The organism is Mesobacillus maritimus (genome assembly GCF_044803185.1).
Classification (GTDB): Bacteria; Bacillota; Bacilli; order Bacillales; family Cytobacillaceae; genus Mesobacillus_B; species Mesobacillus_B maritimus_B.
This window is the reverse complement of the sequence record NZ_CP085225.1, coordinates 2029771-2045229: the sequence shown is the minus strand read 5'-3', so window position 1 is coordinate 2045229 and position 15459 is coordinate 2029771. Positions and strand designations below refer to the sequence as shown.

Below are 15459 nucleotides of genomic sequence, written 5' to 3'. Positions count from 1 at the left end.
GATCAACAATGATTAATTGATGAATTTTGATTAAAATTTGATTAGATTCAAATCTCTATTGACAGCAGTAACCGAGGTGATATTGGTTGCAGCCGTTACGATAAGCCGCAACTCATATGTTGAAGTCGGATTCGTCGCTGGAGCAGTATCGACATAGGTATTTCCAACCATAAATCTTTGAGTACCTGCGCCACTTATGCTTCTATTGAACACTTTTGTTTGAAGCAGTGCCCCATCTCGGTAGGTTCGAAATTCGATTGTCATTGTACTATTAGCCGTAGTAACAGGTTCAACCCCCAAAGCATAATCCACTTTGATGTTCTGACCGGCTACAACGTCAGTTGTAACGCTTGCAACTGTTACTTCTGTATTTAACGGGGGGAAGATAGTAATTGAAGCAAGATTATTAACGAAAGCAAGTGTCGGAGCATCCGCTCTTTGTGGTCCCTGTGGACCTTGATCGCCTTGTGAACCTTCGTTTGAACCTCCAGTTCCTCTGAAACTAATCGAAGTACAGTCACAAATTGTCCGGAGATACTTTTCCCCCAGACTGAAATTTGAGTATTCTCATCGGCTGGACCACTTGTAGTAAACACGAATTCAAATGCATCCAAGTTAGCAAATAGTTTCTGGCCGCCACTTGTGTATTCAGCTGCTTTTGTTAGTGCATTTTTTTCCGTAGAATGGTGACATTTTAACCCACTCGAGGAATTTATCTACAAATGGCTTGGACTACTTTTGGCGTTTTTTCTTCGCTTACTCGGAGACAAGTGTTTAATTTTCCTTTCGAGTTGATATAAATCGTTGTATAACTGACACCCAATAGCGACGAACATACGCCCAACAATTTGCGAAGGTTTCGCCTTCCACTTATATAACTCTTTGGTTTTAACACCTTTAAATATAAGATCATTTATTTTAATAAAGTTGTTCCAAAAGTAACTTCTTTTGGAACAACAAAAATTTTTACCATTCTTCGGTTACACGTAACACTGCAGAAACGAGAGAGGTTCCAGTGAAAGTTCCAATCACTAAAGATACACTCTCATCATCAGGCAATTCAAAGTCTAATAAATTTGCTTCTGCCAAATCTCTACTCGCACCCGGGGCACCTGAAGCAACTCCTTGAAAAACGACTTCTCCTCCTGTAATGGTTGTCGCATCATTGTTAACAAGTAAAGCCGTTTCATTATTAGGAATATTAGTATTTGTAGTAGGAAAGGTCGTGAACGCTGTATTTAAAGTTCCCCCCACAACTACTTGGAAAAATACATCATTCGCTGTAACAATATCTATTCCCTCTAATGTCACACTTACGGAGTTCGGTCTCAATGAACCTGCAGGAAATTCAGGCTTTCTCTGAAATGATATAACTGGCAAGCCTGCTATTCCCACTGTAACCGTACGCCTTTCGGAAGTAATTCTAAATTCAGGATTGAATTTACCAAGAATACTGTACTGTCTTCCTCCTACAAATAAATTTCGTACCTCCGCTGTAGCACCATTATTTTCAATCTGTGCCCGCAGCGGTAAGTTGGGATCTGTTAAACTCGTTTCATTTGCTGGGCGGAATCGGTGAACTGTCACAACTTCCTGTGCTAGTGTTGTTGGATTTTGCACGACTACATTAAATTCAATCACGCCGTAACCATACCACGTAAAGGTGATTTGAAAGATATTACCTAATGCTAAGTCAAGCGTTAAACCACTCGGTCCTGTACCATCCAACGGATCTACATTCCAAGACGTTTGAGGGATAATTGTATCTACTCCCGCTCTTCTTATTGCGACGAATATTCCGTCAGCTACACTTTGACCAAAGAAGGCTCCGTTCTCGTCATCTACCATCCCCCAACGGAATACTTGGTCATTCGTTGGGGCTAGTGGTATCCGAACTCCTATACCTGCCTGACCGGCATATCCTGGCATATACCTGCCTCTTTCCACACTATCTAGTGTTGCACTATCTGCAGCTCCAGTGGTTGTTGTTATTTGGTATTCCACTGTTGTGTTAGTTACAGTGCCAGAGCCTGTTGTTTCAACTAAATCTCGTAAAACGGATAAACCGTATACAGAAGTTAATTCAACTACAGGAGTTCTCCTTGAGACCATAAGTTCACTAAATTGAGAACTAACATTAGGTCCGACATTATTAATTGAAACCATATAAACCCTCCTTTCTATTAAAATCGCATTTATTTACCATTCTTCATTTACTCTGAATACCGCTGATACACTTGTTGGTCCGCTGAATGTCCCAATTACTAGTGAAACTGGTTGTTCATCTGGAAGTTGAAAGCTTAATAGACTGGCTGTCGCTAACTGTCTGTTAGACCCTTGGGCTCCCGCTGCAACACCCTGGTAAACCACTTGCCCCCCTGTAATGGTGGTAGCATCATCGTTAACAAGTAAAGCAGTTTCATTACTTGGAATATTAGTCGTTACTGTTGGAAAGGTAGTAAATGCTGTATTTAGGGTTCCTCCTACAATTACTTGGAAATATACATCATCATCTGTAACGATATCTAAACCCTCTAATGTCACACTCACAGAGTTCGGTCTCGAAGAACCTGCTGGAAATTCAGGCTTCCTCTGGAATGATATAACTGGCAGACCTCCCGTATCAACCGTAACAGTTCGCCTTTCGGAAGTAATTCTAAATTCAGGATTGAATTTACCTAAAATACTATATTGTCTTCCTCCTACAAATAGATTTCGAGTATCTGCCGTAGCACCATTATTTTCGATTTGTGCCCGCAGCGGTAAGTTGGGATCTGTTAAACTCGTTTCATTTGCTGGGCGGAATCGGTGCACTGTCACAACTTCCTGTGCTAGTGTTGTTGGATTTTGCACGACTACGTTAAATTCAATCACGCCGTAACCATACCAAGTAAAGGTGATTTGAAAAATATTACCTAATGCTAAGTCAAGCGTTAAACCACTCGGTCCTGTACCATCCAACGGATCCCCATTCCAAGACGTTTGAGGAATAATTGTATCTACTCCCGCTCTTCTTATTGCGACGAATATTCCGTCAGCTACACTTTGACCAAAGAATGCTCCGTTCACATCATCTACCATCCCCCAACGGAATACTTGGTCATTGGTAGGGGCTAATGGTATTCGAACTCCTATGCCTGCTTGCCCTGCATATCCTGGCATATATCTACCTCTTTCCACACTATCTAGTGTGGCACTATCTGTAGCTCCAGTGGTTGTCGTTACTTGGTATTCCACTGTTGTGTTGGTTACCGTTCCAGAGCCTGTTGTTTCAACTAAGTCACGTAAATCGGATAGACCATACACAGAGGTTAGTTCAACAATTGGTGTCCTTTCTGAAGTGTTTAATTCATCGAATTGCGAGCTAACTTCTGGACCAATACTTTCAATTTGAACCTCTTGGCTAATTGGACCTTGGTCTCCTTGTGGGCCCTGATCGCCTTGTGGGCCTTGGTCTCCCTGTGGACCTTGATCTCCTTGTGGACCTTGGTCTCCTTGTGGACCCTGGTCTCCTTGCGGACCTTGATCTCCTTGCGGACCTTGATCGCCTTGCGGACCCTGATCTCCTTGCGGACCCTGATCGCCTTGTGGACCTTGATCTCCTTGTGGACCCTGGTCTCCTTGTGGACCCTGATCGCCTTGTGGACCTTGATCTCCTTGTGGACCTTGATCTCCTTGCGGACCTTGATCGCCTTGCGGACCTTGATCGCCTTGTGGACCTTGATCTCCTTGTGGACCCTGATCTCCTTGTGGACCCTGATCTCCTTGTGGACCCTGGTCTCCTTGCGGACCTTGATCTCCTTGTGGGCCTTGGTCTCCCTGTGGACCTTGATCTCCTTGTGGACCTTGATCTCCTTGTGGACCTTGGTCTCCCTGTGGTCCTTGGTCTCCTTGTGGGCCCTGATCGCCTTGTGGACCTTGATCTCCTTGTGGGCCTTGATCTCCTTGTGGGCCTTGGTCTCCCTGTGGGCCTTGGTCTCCCTGTGGGCCCTGGTCTCCCTGTGGGCCTTGGTCTCCTTGTGGACCTTGTTCTCCCTGTGGTCCTTGGTCTCCTTGTGGGCCTTGGTCTCCTTGTGGGCCTTGGTCTCCTTGTGGGCCTTGGTCTCCTTGTGGGCCATGATCCCCCTGTGGGCCTTGATCTCCTTGTGGACCTTGGTCTCCCTGTGGGCCTTGGTCTCCTTGTGGACCCTGATCGCCTTGTGGACCTTGATCGCCTTGTGGACCTTGGTCTCCTTGTGGGCCCTGATCGCCTTGTGGGCCTTGGTCTCCTTGTGGGCCTTGGTCTCCCTGTGGCCCTTGATCCCCTTGTGGCCCTTGGTCTCCTTGTGGGCCCTGGTCGCCTTGTGGACCCTCGTTTGAACCTAACAGTTCATCTGAAACTAAGCGATGTGCAGTCACTAGTTGTCCGGAGATACTTTTCCCCCAAACTGAAATTTGAGTACTCTCTTCGGCTTGACCACTTGTGGTAAAAACAAACTCAAATGCATCGAAGTTAGCAAAATAATTCCTCGTTTCGACTTCATTAGGTGCTAATTCAAACATCTCGAGTACATAGGTTGTCCTCGAACCATTTAAATAGTATCCCTGTATTAAAACAAAAGAAGCGTCGGTAGTACTTTTATTATCCAATTTAATTGTTACCTGCTCGGTAGGCCTGACACCACCAACAGGATGATTTGCAATTGGGCCAGTTGATAATATTGCCAATCACTTAACCTCCTTTCGTTTTTTTCACATTTCAAACAGGAAAAATAGAGATTAAATCACAAAGGCACGATAATAAAAGGTATGTTTATAGCGAGATAAAGCCTATAAGAATACTTAAGTAAATTTCCATACCTTGTTCTCTGTATCTTATTTCAACCTATCTAAAAACGAGTGTGTTATTACCCAGTACACCTGCTAATTTTATTCTTCCAACAGCTCATCTGAAACAAGTCCCAGTTAAGAAACTAAAGTCCCTGCCTATATAAAAAACAATGCAAAGAAGGATTTATATAGTAAAATTTTCAAATCATGGTATAAATAATCTGAGAATGAGATAGTTACCAGAGTATTTTTTTATGGGACATATGTACAAGCCATTTCAAAGAAAAAACATATAATATCACACATATTAGAAAGGAGTGATGTATATTGACAGCTTTGACAACTGGTCCAATTCGTAAGGCGCTTCCAGAAGGAAACAGAATCAATTTAGATATTATCAATGAAGATGTTAGTGTTCCACAAACCGTTTTTATCCGTGCATTTAGCTTACAACCAGATGGCACTCGCTCTCCTTTTGTTTCCGAAGCCTTTTCTATCTTACCTGGGAGATTTGCAGCAAGAAGCTACTTAGTAGGATTCTTACCAGCGGTCGAATTTCAAATCGACGTATCTCCTTCCAATGATTTCTCAGTCACATTCACCTATTTAAGCAGTTCAAACACCATTATTCGTCAAATTTTCAGACCAGAACTCACAGAAATATCCGCCCTCACACCTATTTCTTAATGCTGTTAAACTCTTATTATCAGGAAAATCATTCAAAAGAAAGGAGAAAAAAAATTGAATGTATCCTTAGGCAAGCTCCTAGTAGGCTTCCATCCACATATCTCTTCTGAAATACGTCATCTAATCCACAAACAAATTGGTATAACGTTTATCGAAGAAATCCCACAAATTCATGTTGACGTAGTGCATGTCAACCCAGATAATTTACAGGCATGCCTTAGCCAATACTGTGCATTAAGTGAAGTGAAATTTGTTGAACAAGACGGAATGGTCCATTCAACTCTGATACCGAATGACCCTTTGTTTCCACAGCAATATGGATTAACTAAGATAAAGGCACCTGAAGCATGGGATTTAATTCCCTCTGATGTCCTTAATTCAGATTGTACTTCCTGCGTCCTGATTGCCATATTAGATAGCGGTCTAGACCTGGATCATCCTGACCTTGATGGCAAAATTGTTCTGAATGCAAATTTTTCAAGCTCATCGAATCCCGAAGATGAGACTGGACATGGAACACATGTAGGGGGAATTGCAGGTGCTGTTACCAATAATAGCCTTGGTGTTGCCGGTGTCACGTTTAACGCCGTTAAATTAATGAATATTAAAGTTTTAAATGAGTTTAATCAAGGGAGCTTTAGTGGCGTGGCCATGGGAATCATATACGCTGCTGACAATGGTGCTGATGTTATTAATATGAGCCTCAGTTCCAATATAAACAGCTCTACTCTTCAATCCGCAGTAGAATATGCCGCAGGCAGAAAAGTCATTTTAGTCGCGTCAGCAGGTAACAATAATACAAGTGAACTGCAATATCCTGCAGCTTATCCAGAAGTAACAAGTGTTGCAGCTACTAACGAAAACGACCAGAAAGCCTCCTTTTCAAGTTTTGGAGCCTCTTGGGTTGACGTTGCTGCACCTGGGGTAAGTATATTGTCAACCTTTATTAATGGGGAGTATCGATTTTTAAATGGAACGTCGATGTCAGCACCATTTGTAAGTGGACTAGCTGGATTAATTCTTGCTGTAAATCCCTCCCTAAAAGATAAAGTCCGAAGAATCATTGAATCGACAACAGACAGAGTTCAAGGTACTGGAACTTTCTATAGATATGGGAGAGTCAATGCTCTTAAAGCAATTCAGCTTACACTAAGAGATAATGTCATATTGACGACTGGAGCAATTCGAAATAGTGTACCACAAGGAAACAAACTATTCATTGATATGATTAACGAGGAAGAAAGCATTGTCCAAACAGTTACTTTAAGGGCATTTAGATTGAATACAAACGGCACTTTCACCCCGTTTATTTCAGAAGTATTTGTTATTGGACCCGGGAAGGTCACATCAAAAAACTATACCATTGGCTTTGACTCTCCTGTTGAGTTTCAAATAAAAGTAGCTCCATATAGTGATTTTACTGCCACTTTTACGAATTTAGACAGCACCAATACAATAATCAACCTAATTTTACGACCTGAGCTTACAGACCTTACTGATCTTACCCCATTAACGTCTTAAGCTTTAATAAAGCAATAAGAAGAGATACTATTATGTAAACATTTATGATTTCCCCTATTTGCAATCTCTCAGTTTTTAGAACCCACACCCTATACTCCCCGTTTAGTATGCTGACTTTTTTGGTATATTAAATGGGGGTTACTTTTTAATACATAATCTTTGAAGAAGGCAAAAAAGTTAGCCCTAAATAAATGATAAAAAAACTGACCCAAAAAGTCATAATATGAACAACCTTTGAGTCAGCCTTTTAATGGAAAATATTAAGCTACTGGTCCCTGGTCTCCCTGTGGTCCTTGGTCGCCTTGTGGTCCTTGGTCTCCCTGTGGTCCTTGGTCTCCCTGTGGTCCTTGGTCTCCCTGTGGTCCTTGGTCTCCCTGTGGTCCTTGGTCTCCCTGTGGTCCTTGGTCGCCTTGTGGTCCTTGGTCGCCTTGTGGTCCTTGGTCGCCTTGTGGTCCTTGGTCTCCCTGTGGTCCTTGGTCTCCCTGTGGTCCTTGGTCGCCTTGTGGTCCTTGGTCGCCTTGTGGTCCTTGGTCGCCTTGTGGTCCTTGGTCGCCTTGTGGTCCTTGGTCTCCCTGTGGTCCTTGGTCGCCTTGTGGTCCTTGGTCTCCCTGTGGTCCTTGGGTGCCCTGTGGTCCTTGGTCTCCCTGTGGTCCTTGGGTGCCCTGTGGTCCTTGGTCTCCCTGTGGTCCTTGGGTGCCCTGTGGTCCTTGGGTGCCCTGTGGTCCTTGGTCTCCCTGTGGTCCTTGGGTGCCCTGTGGTCCTTGGTCTCCCTGTGGTCCTTGGGTGCCCTGTGGTCCTTGGTCTCCCTGTGGTCCTTGGGTGCCCTGTGGTCCCTGGTCTCCCTGTGGTCCTTGGTCTCCCTGTGGTCCTTGGGTGCCCTGTGGTCCCTGGTCTCCCTGTGGTCCCTGGTCTCCCTGTGGTCCTATCGGTCCCTGTGGTCCCTCGTCTGCTCCTAAGAGTTCGTCCGAAACTAGACGATGTGCAGGTACTAATTGTCCTATTGCATTTTTCCCCCAAACTGATATTTGGGTACTCTCTTCGGCTGGGCCACTAGTAGTAAAAACAAATTCAAATGCATCGAAGTTAGCAAAATAATTCCTCGTTTCGACTTCATTAGGTGTCAATTCCACCGTCTCAAGTACGTAGAGTACCCTTGAACCATTTAAATGATATCCCTGTATTAAAACTGTAGCAGAATCAGTGGAGCTTCTGTTATCCAATTTAATTGTTACCTGTTGAGTAGGTCTTTCGCCACCAACAGGATTATTTGCAATTGGTCCAGTTGATAATATAGCCATTGACTCCTTCAACCTCCTTTCGTTATTTTTTTCTCTTCACTTCAATCATGAGAAGAAATAGAGTTTAAATTACATAGGCATGTAAAAAAAGAATATTTCCACCTAGATTTACAACAAGAAAAGCCTATTAGTATACTATAAAAACATTTTCATGCCTTGTACTCTATATCTTATTTTCAAACAATTTTAAACGAGTGTGTTATTTACCCGGTACAATTGCTGATTTTATTCTTCTAGCTGCTCTTCTGAAACAAGGCGATGTAAGGCTGTGAGTTCTCCGGAAGCACTTGTTCCCCAAATGGATATTTCCGTACTTTCTTCTGCTGGTCCGCTTGTGGTAATAACATATTCATAAGCATCAAAATTAGCAAAATAATTCCTCGTTTCAACTTCGTTTGGAGATAATTCTACTTGCTCTTGAACATACAACGTCCTTATTCCGTTTAAATAAAACCCCTCAATTAAGACCAAAGAGGAATTGATTGAATCCGTGTTAACCATTTTAACAATTACCTGTTGTGTTGGTCTCGCTCCCACATTCGGGTCATTATCGATTGGCCCAGTTGATAAAATCGCCAAGCATTCTCAACCTCCTTTTAAACCAGATTCATACATTTACAGAAGATCCTAAGCAATGAATATTAGGAATAAAATTACTTCACTTATATTCCAGTGCCACCTAAAGGATCGATAACAAATCATTCAAATGTATCTGAAACTATTTATATGAACTTTAGAACTCCACTGTTCCATTTAATGGGAAAAATGGAGTCCTCCAAAGAAATATAGGCTAATTTTTGCCTTTAAAAATCCTTTGGGTAATAAGAGTTTACAATGTTTTGCATGGTTTGCCTTAAATCAGCGTAGCCCAAACAACTCTATTTTTTATTCATACAATAATAACCAGGTAAATTAGTTAATGAAGAAACCTATTTTTATCAGGAAATATAAAAAATAGCTTTGAAGCATAAAATGTATTAAACTGCTGCATTTCATAAAAATTAATTTTTAGAAGGTGAAGTATATGGATATAAATGAAAATAAAATTGCCTTTATCTACTGCTCTGACAATGAACAATTGCTTAATAAATCAATTTCACACATTTCATCCCTTAACATACCTGTTAATTATGAAATAGAAATTATCCCAATACGAAATGCAACCAGTATGTGCGCTGGATATAATAAAGGCATGGAGAAAACGAATGCAAAGTATAAAGTATACCTTCACCAAGATGTATTTATTAGTAATAAAAATTTCATTTATGATTTTTTGGCTATCTTTAAAAACAATGAACAGATCGGTCTCTTAGGAGTGGCGGGTTGTGAAGTATTGCCAACTAGTGGGATATGGATGGATGCTCATAATAAGTTTGGTAAGTTTCACGATAGTCACACTGGAAAAATGCAATTAATATCTTTTCATGAATTTGATAATGATTATAAAATTGTTCAAGCGATTGAAGGATTTATGATGATTACCCAGTATGATATCCCGTGGCGTGAAGATCTCTTTGATGATTGGCATTTTTATAATGTTTCTCACTCTGTAGAGTTTTTAAGAAAGGGGTATTCAGTAGTTGTACCCAAACAAGAAGAACCGTGGTGCATGCATGATTGTGGTTATAATTATTTGGGAAATCAATATGAATATTATCGAAATGTTTTTTTAGATGAATATTCTACATTTTTATATCCATTAGTTAGTATCCTAATCCCTACTTATAATAGACCCGACTTTTTAAAAGAAGCGTTGGAAAGTGTCCTTGGGCAAACCTATAGAAATATTGAAATCATAGTTTGTGATGATAGTACGAATGAAACTACTGAACTCATGATTCAGTCCTATTTAGAAAAAGATTCGAACATTAAATATGTAAGAAACCCACAAAAATTAGGTGGATCTACAGGCCTAGAAAATTGTATTAAATGCTTTGAGTTATCAACTGGGGAATATATTAATTTTTTGAATGATGACGACCTGTTCTCAAGTGTAAAAATATCCAGCATGATGGATTATTTTCTTCAATTTAATAACATTAAGCTTGTCACTTCATTTAGACAACTAATAAATGAACAAGGAGAAATTTTAAGTCCACGTAGGGCAACAGAAAAGCTATTTAAAATCGATACTGTTGTTAATGGGAGTGTGTTAGGAAAGTTTGTAATCGCAAATTTATTAAATGTTATAGGTGAGCCCACAACTGTATTGTTCAGAAAGAGTGATATAGAAGAAAATTTCGGAACATATTTTGGCCGGCAATATGTTCCGTTGTCGGACATTAGCACTTGGTTACATTTGATACACAATGGTGATGCAGTCTATATAGCAGAGCCACTAAGCTTTTTCAGATGGCATAGTGGTCAAAACACTAATGATATAGTTAATATGATAAAAGCCACCTCAGAATGGTATTACTTAATAAAAGATTCTTTTACAAATGCGGTATTCGTCTATAGTTCTGATGAATACAAAAAATTATTAAATACATGGCTGTCATATAGCACTAGATTTATTCACAATGTAAATAAATTAGCTCTGGACCATGCCTTCGAAAAGGATAACAGATCTATTATTGCAGAATTAAATAATTGTCATCATGAATGTTTAACCATTTTAAAAAGATAAATACTATCTTGTATATAAAAAAATCCTTTTCAATCACAGATTACAAAAAATCTAGATTAGAAGGTGATAATGACGTGATCCCGTTTTTAGACCTGAAAAAAATAAATAATCAGTACTCAAAAGAATTGAATGAGGCTATAAATCGTGTCGTTGAAAGTGGCTGGTATATCCTTGGTAAGGAAGTTGGGGATTTTGAAAGAAATTTTGCCGACTATTGTGGAGTAAAGCATGCAATCGGGGTAGCAAACGGACTTGATGCACTCATTCTTATTTTACAAGCTTATGGGATTCAAGAAGGGGATGAAGTAATTGTTCCAGCGAACACATATATCGCATCAATATTAGCGATCTCAGCAGTTAATGCACTCCCTATTCTTGTTGAACCAAACCTTCAATCCTATACTATTGACTATAAAAAAACTGAAGAAAAAATTACCCAAAAGACAAAAGCCATTATGGTCGTACACCTATATGGGCAAACGGCTAACATGAATGAAATATATACCCTTGCGAATAAATACAACTTAATCATTATAGAAGATGCTGCACAGGCCCATGGTGCCGTTTATTACGGCAAAAAGACAGGTAATTTAGGTGATGCAGCAGGATTTAGTTTTTATCCTGGTAAAAACTTAGGTGCCCTAGGTGACGGGGGCGCTATAACTACAAATGACAGCGAATTAGCAAAAAAAATCAGAGCACTCAGGAATTACGGTTCCCTTGAAAAATATAAAAATTTGTTTAAAGGCATGAATAGCCGTCTAGATGAGATACAAGCTGCAATCCTAACAGTAAAACTAAAACATTTAGACGAAGATAATGAGAAACGGCGGAAAATTGCGGAGTATTATTTAAATCATATAACAAATGAAAGACTCATTTTGCCTCATATTGAGAATCATGACAGGTTATCTCATGTTTGGCATTTGTTTGTCGTTAGAACCAATACTAGAGACCATTTCCAAGAATATTTAACAAAAAACAATATACAGACAGTTATCCACTATCCAATTGCACCAAATAAGCAAGAAGCATATCGGGAATGGCGGGGTAATCATTTTCCCATTTCAGAACTTATTCATAACACTGTTATCAGTCTTCCTATATCACCGATTTTAGACCTAGAAGATGTTAAAAGCATTACAAATATTGTGAATAAATATTAATGATTTCTCGGTAAGGTGCGGATATGATGGAAAGTAAATTAATTCATTTTGATGTTTTAGGAGATAACAGAGGCTCTCTAATAGCATTAGAGGAGCATAAAAATATTCCTTTCAAAATTAAAAGGGTATATTATATTTTTGATACGAAAAATAATGTAAGACGTGGTTTTCATGCTCATAAGAATCTCGATCAAGTATTAATCGCAGTTAAAGGCAGTTGTACCATTCATATCGATAACAATAAAGTAACGAAAGAAGTGGTCTTAAACAATCAGAGTACGGGTTTATATATAGGTTCGTTAGTCTGGCGCGAGATGTATGATTTCTCTGATGATTGTGTCCTGTTAGTTTTAGCGAGTGATTATTATAATGAAAATGATTATATAAGAAATTACGAACAATTTAAAACGCTTGCTGAAAACAACGAAATAAGTAGAGAGTGAGAATAACAGTTCTTTACAAACGAAAGCGAGAATCCCTTATTCTAGGACTCTCGCTTGTTAGCATTATACCCAAGTCATCTCGAAATAAAATTAGTGATTATGTTAAAGCTTCTGTACTTGCCCTTCCTTATATGAATAGTTTTTTCCGCATAAACAGGAAGCAGCATTGTTTTCAAAATTAAGTTTTTCTGTACATTCACAAATATAGCCTTTTATTGTTCCAGGATTTCCATAAACTAAAGCATAATCAGGAACGTTTTTTGTAACCACCGCACCTGCCCCTACCATTGACCATTTCCCGATTTTGTTCCCTGCAATAATCGTTGCATTTGCTCCTATGCTTGCCCCGTAACATATATGGGTTTTTACAAATTCTGTTGGATTTCGTTTACTTCTAGGACGTAGGTCATTGGTAAATACAACGTTTGGGCCCAAAAACACTTTATCTTCAATATAGATCCCATCCCATATATATATTCCGGACTTTACCGTTACCTCATTCCCAATAATTACGTTGTTCTCGATAAAAGTATGATCACAAATATTACAATCTTGTCCGATCATTGCACCTGCAAGGATATGAGCGAAGGCCCAAACTCTGGTGTTTTTACCAATGTTTTTCGTTTCAACTAACGCCTTGGGATGAATAAAGCTATCCGACACATTGAAACACCTCCATGGTTACAATTCGGTTTGATCCCCTTCTATAAAGAAGAAGGAATTCCCCCTATACTATATGTACGGATGTGATGTTTAGAACACACACCGTGAATGATATCCTCCTAAGACAAATCTCTTTCCCCTTACATACGATAAAAAAAAGACGAGAGGAGTAAGGTCAATGAAAGCTATTGTTACTGGGGGCGAAGGGTTTATAGGCTCCCATCTGGTTGAAGAACTAATCCTTAGTGGCGTAAAGGAATCTATAATAGATATCTTGGTGTCTGGAAGTCTCGACTATGTCCATCCCCTCTCCCACCTCCATACGGTTGATATTGACACGTGATTTTATCTATTATAAAGATGTAGTGAAGGCGAATAGTGCAGCTGTAGCGCGCGGGCACCAGGAAACAATACACGTAAGACATCAGTAAATGAATTATTGGAAATGTTGACAGTCATTCATCAATCGCAAATTGATGCCATCACCACAAGTCCACGGCCAGGAGATATAAAGCACAGTTGCCTAGATAACAGCAAGGCACAAAACCTACTTAACTGGCATCCTAAGATGGACATTGCACAAGGGTTGGCTGAAACCTATCATTCTCTGAGTTAAATGACCGAAGAGAGACGTCTCAATCAATTTACGGAACTTGGTAGGAGAACTTGGATCAATCACGACTTCTTCCGGAGCCATTTCTAAAAAATACTTAAGGGACATAAAGCAAGCGCCTGAAGTGGAAATCAACAGCCCCGGTTAAGCAAACCTTTAAAATAAAAAGAAGGCAGAGACGTTCACTTTTGGTAAACGTTTCTGCCTTTTCTTTTAATGGACCTCTTAGTGGCCCCTGGGGGACGTCATTTTCCGAATCGCTTTAATATGTTCAGCATTTGTCATTAAAGCGGATTTTCAATCGCCAATCTCTCTTTAAATAGATTATCGATATTTTGTCTCCCAATCAAACCCTATTTCTGGATCATCCCAATCAAGTCTATGTTCGTCCGGACTCTGCAGATTATAAGATTCAGTTGTGAAATAAATAATGGTAGCTGGTCTCTCGCCTAGTACACGATAACCATGCGCAACACCTTTAGGAATAAGTAACATAATTGGATTTTCTTCCCCCATATAGTAAACCTCTGTTTTTTTATACGTCGGAGAGCCCTTTCGTAGATCATATAGAACTACTTGAGCATTACCAGAAGGAAAAAACCACAGATCATCTTGTTTATCATGATAATGGAAGGCTTTTATGACACCTGGATAGGACATCGACCAAGAAGCCTGACCAAATTTCGAGAGCAATTCCGGTTCATCATCACGGACCAATTCCGCAAAGAATCCTCGATCATCACAATGTTTTACTAATTTTTTGATGACAACTCCCTCTATCATTGAACTACCTCCTTTTCAATAAATTGAGCTAATGCTTCTTCCCAATTCCGAAGAGGTTTGACATTTTCTTTATCTAAGGCATCGTGGGCAAGAACCGAATAAAGCGGTCTCGGTGCCAATGCTCCATATTCCTGTGTAGTTACCGGCTTGATGCAATCAGCATTATACCCCGCCTTCACAAAAATTTCTTTAGCAAACTCATACCATGAGCATGAACCCGAATTACTTACGTGATAAATCCCGTTTTTTTTATGAAATAGTGTCATTATCGATTCAGTCAAATCATTTACATAGGTAGGTGAACCAATTTGGTCGTTTACCACTTTAATTTCACGGTTCCTTTTTGCTAGCTCTAACATTGTTTTAACAAAATTCTTTCCCTCATGTCCGTACAACCAGGATGTACGGATGATCGTAGTCTCCTTATATTTTGAGACAAGTTCCTCTCCCAGCCACTTGCTCATTCCATATATAGATTGCGGGTTGGGTTGATCTTCCTCTACATATGGAATGCCATTGCGTCCATCAAATACATAATCTGAGCTTATATAAAACATGCGTGAACCTATTTTATTAGCAGCATATGCTACATTTTCAGCCCCAATGCTATTTACCTTAAAAGCAGTGATTCTGTCGGTCTCACATTGATCCACTCCTGTAAAAGCTGCAGCATGAACAATGATTTCTGGCCTTAACTTAGAAATGCAATCATCTACTTTCAAAAAGTTTGTCACATCAAGCTGATTTTTCCCAAGCCCGACTACAGAATGAAGCAGCCTTAGCTTCCTCATCATTTCCTTCCCTAATTGTCCCTCTGCACCGGTGATTAAAACCTTCAAGGAGACAC

15 protein-coding genes are annotated in these 15459 nt (G+C 39.9%); 7 read left to right on the top strand and 8 right to left on the bottom strand.

Going from position 1 to position 15459, the window contains the following annotated elements:
* Window positions 1-30: 30 nt before the first annotated feature.
* The 3 genes from LG336_RS09660 to LG336_RS09650 form a co-directional block, all read right to left on the bottom strand.
* The gene (locus tag LG336_RS09660; protein ID WP_404332363.1) at window positions 31-300 is read right to left on the bottom strand and encodes a hypothetical protein; all 270 of its coding nucleotides are present in this window, start codon (window positions 298-300) and stop codon (window positions 31-33) included.
* A gap of 666 nt (window positions 301-966) precedes the next feature.
* The gene (locus tag LG336_RS09655) at window positions 967-2166 is read right to left on the bottom strand and encodes a hypothetical protein (protein ID WP_404332362.1); all 1200 of its coding nucleotides are present in this window, start codon (window positions 2164-2166) and stop codon (window positions 967-969) included.
* Window positions 2167-2199: 33 nt separating this feature from the next.
* Entirely contained in the window at window positions 2200-4707 is a 2508-nt protein-coding gene (locus LG336_RS09650) for a hypothetical protein (RefSeq protein WP_404332361.1), read from the bottom strand.
* Between the two features lie 429 nt (window positions 4708-5136).
* On the opposite strand from LG336_RS09650, the gene LG336_RS09645 reads away from it, so the two are divergent.
* Both LG336_RS09645 and LG336_RS09640 read left to right on the top strand, forming a co-directional pair.
* Window positions 5137-5496: a hypothetical protein gene (locus LG336_RS09645; RefSeq protein ID WP_404332360.1), complete on the top strand. Its 360-nt coding sequence runs from the start codon at window positions 5137-5139 to the stop codon at window positions 5494-5496.
* A gap of 54 nt (window positions 5497-5550) precedes the next feature.
* A complete protein-coding gene (locus LG336_RS09640; RefSeq protein WP_404332359.1) occupies window positions 5551-7017 on the top strand; it encodes a S8 family peptidase in 1467 nt (488 codons plus the stop codon).
* A 260-nt stretch (window positions 7018-7277) separates the two neighbouring features.
* Here LG336_RS09640 and LG336_RS09635 read toward each other — a convergent pair whose 3' ends face one another.
* Window positions 7278-8315 (bottom strand): hypothetical protein, encoded by a 1038-nt coding sequence (locus LG336_RS09635; RefSeq protein ID WP_404332358.1) that lies wholly within the window; start codon window positions 8313-8315, stop codon window positions 7278-7280.
* Window positions 8316-8540: 225 nt separating this feature from the next.
* Window positions 8541-8894, bottom strand: a complete 354-nt coding sequence (locus tag LG336_RS09630; protein WP_404332357.1) for a hypothetical protein — start codon at window positions 8892-8894, stop codon at window positions 8541-8543.
* Window positions 8895-9339: 445 nt separating this feature from the next.
* Between LG336_RS09630 and LG336_RS09625 the strand changes: the two genes are divergently transcribed.
* Genes LG336_RS09625 through LG336_RS09615 form a run of 3 tightly spaced genes read left to right on the top strand, consistent with a single transcriptional unit; the run spans window position 9340 to window position 12553 of the window.
* Window positions 9340-10944 (top strand): glycosyltransferase, encoded by a 1605-nt coding sequence (locus LG336_RS09625; RefSeq protein WP_404332356.1) that lies wholly within the window; start codon window positions 9340-9342, stop codon window positions 10942-10944.
* Between the two features lie 8 nt (window positions 10945-10952).
* Window positions 10953-12110 (top strand): DegT/DnrJ/EryC1/StrS family aminotransferase, encoded by a 1158-nt coding sequence (locus LG336_RS09620; protein WP_404332355.1) that lies wholly within the window; start codon window positions 10953-10955, stop codon window positions 12108-12110.
* 23 nt (window positions 12111-12133) lie between these two features.
* Window positions 12134-12553 carry a sugar 3,4-ketoisomerase gene (locus tag LG336_RS09615; RefSeq protein ID WP_404332354.1) on the top strand — a complete coding sequence of 140 codons (420 nt, stop codon included), beginning with the start codon at window positions 12134-12136 and terminating at the stop codon, window positions 12551-12553.
* 102 nt (window positions 12554-12655) lie between these two features.
* Here the strand turns inward: LG336_RS09615 and LG336_RS09610 are convergent, their stop codons facing one another.
* A complete protein-coding gene (locus LG336_RS09610) occupies window positions 12656-13216 on the bottom strand; it encodes an acyltransferase (protein WP_404332353.1) in 561 nt (186 codons plus the stop codon).
* A gap of 178 nt (window positions 13217-13394) precedes the next feature.
* On the opposite strand from LG336_RS09610, the gene LG336_RS09605 reads away from it, so the two are divergent.
* Window positions 13395-13559 carry an NAD-dependent epimerase/dehydratase family protein gene (locus tag LG336_RS09605; protein WP_404332352.1) on the top strand — a complete coding sequence of 55 codons (165 nt, stop codon included), beginning with the start codon at window positions 13395-13397 and terminating at the stop codon, window positions 13557-13559.
* A 102-nt stretch (window positions 13560-13661) separates the two neighbouring features.
* Window positions 13662-13832 (top strand): hypothetical protein, encoded by a 171-nt coding sequence (locus LG336_RS09600; protein WP_404333301.1) that lies wholly within the window; start codon window positions 13662-13664, stop codon window positions 13830-13832.
* A gap of 321 nt (window positions 13833-14153) precedes the next feature.
* Here LG336_RS09600 and LG336_RS09595 read toward each other — a convergent pair whose 3' ends face one another.
* Window positions 14154-14612, bottom strand: a complete 459-nt coding sequence (locus tag LG336_RS09595) for a dTDP-4-dehydrorhamnose 3,5-epimerase family protein (protein ID WP_404332351.1) — start codon at window positions 14610-14612, stop codon at window positions 14154-14156.
* Window positions 14609-15451: a dTDP-4-dehydrorhamnose reductase gene (rfbD, locus tag LG336_RS09590; RefSeq protein ID WP_404332350.1), complete on the bottom strand. Its 843-nt coding sequence runs from the start codon at window positions 15449-15451 to the stop codon at window positions 14609-14611. The genes LG336_RS09595 and rfbD overlap by 4 nt, the downstream gene beginning before the upstream one ends.
* Window positions 15452-15459 lie beyond the last annotated feature (8 nt).

Bases quoted from the DNA above. Each gene is read 5' to 3' on its own strand.
- LG336_RS09655 (WP_404332362.1), bottom strand. From the start codon at position 2,166: ATGGTTTCAATTAATAATGTCGGACCTAATGTTAGTTCTCAATTTAGT.
- LG336_RS09595 (WP_404332351.1), bottom strand. From the start codon at position 14,612: ATGATAGAGGGAGTTGTCATCAAAAAATTAGTAAAACATTGTGATGAT.
- LG336_RS09600 (WP_404333301.1), top strand. From the start codon at position 13,662: ATGTTGACAGTCATTCATCAATCGCAAATTGATGCCATCACCACAAGT.
- LG336_RS09635 (WP_404332358.1), bottom strand. From the start codon at position 8,315: ATGGCTATATTATCAACTGGACCAATTGCAAATAATCCTGTTGGTGGC.
- LG336_RS09625 (WP_404332356.1), top strand. From the start codon at position 9,340: ATGGATATAAATGAAAATAAAATTGCCTTTATCTACTGCTCTGACAAT.
- LG336_RS09605 (WP_404332352.1), top strand. From the start codon at position 13,395: ATGAAAGCTATTGTTACTGGGGGCGAAGGGTTTATAGGCTCCCATCTG.
- LG336_RS09615 (WP_404332354.1), top strand. From the start codon at position 12,134: ATGATGGAAAGTAAATTAATTCATTTTGATGTTTTAGGAGATAACAGA.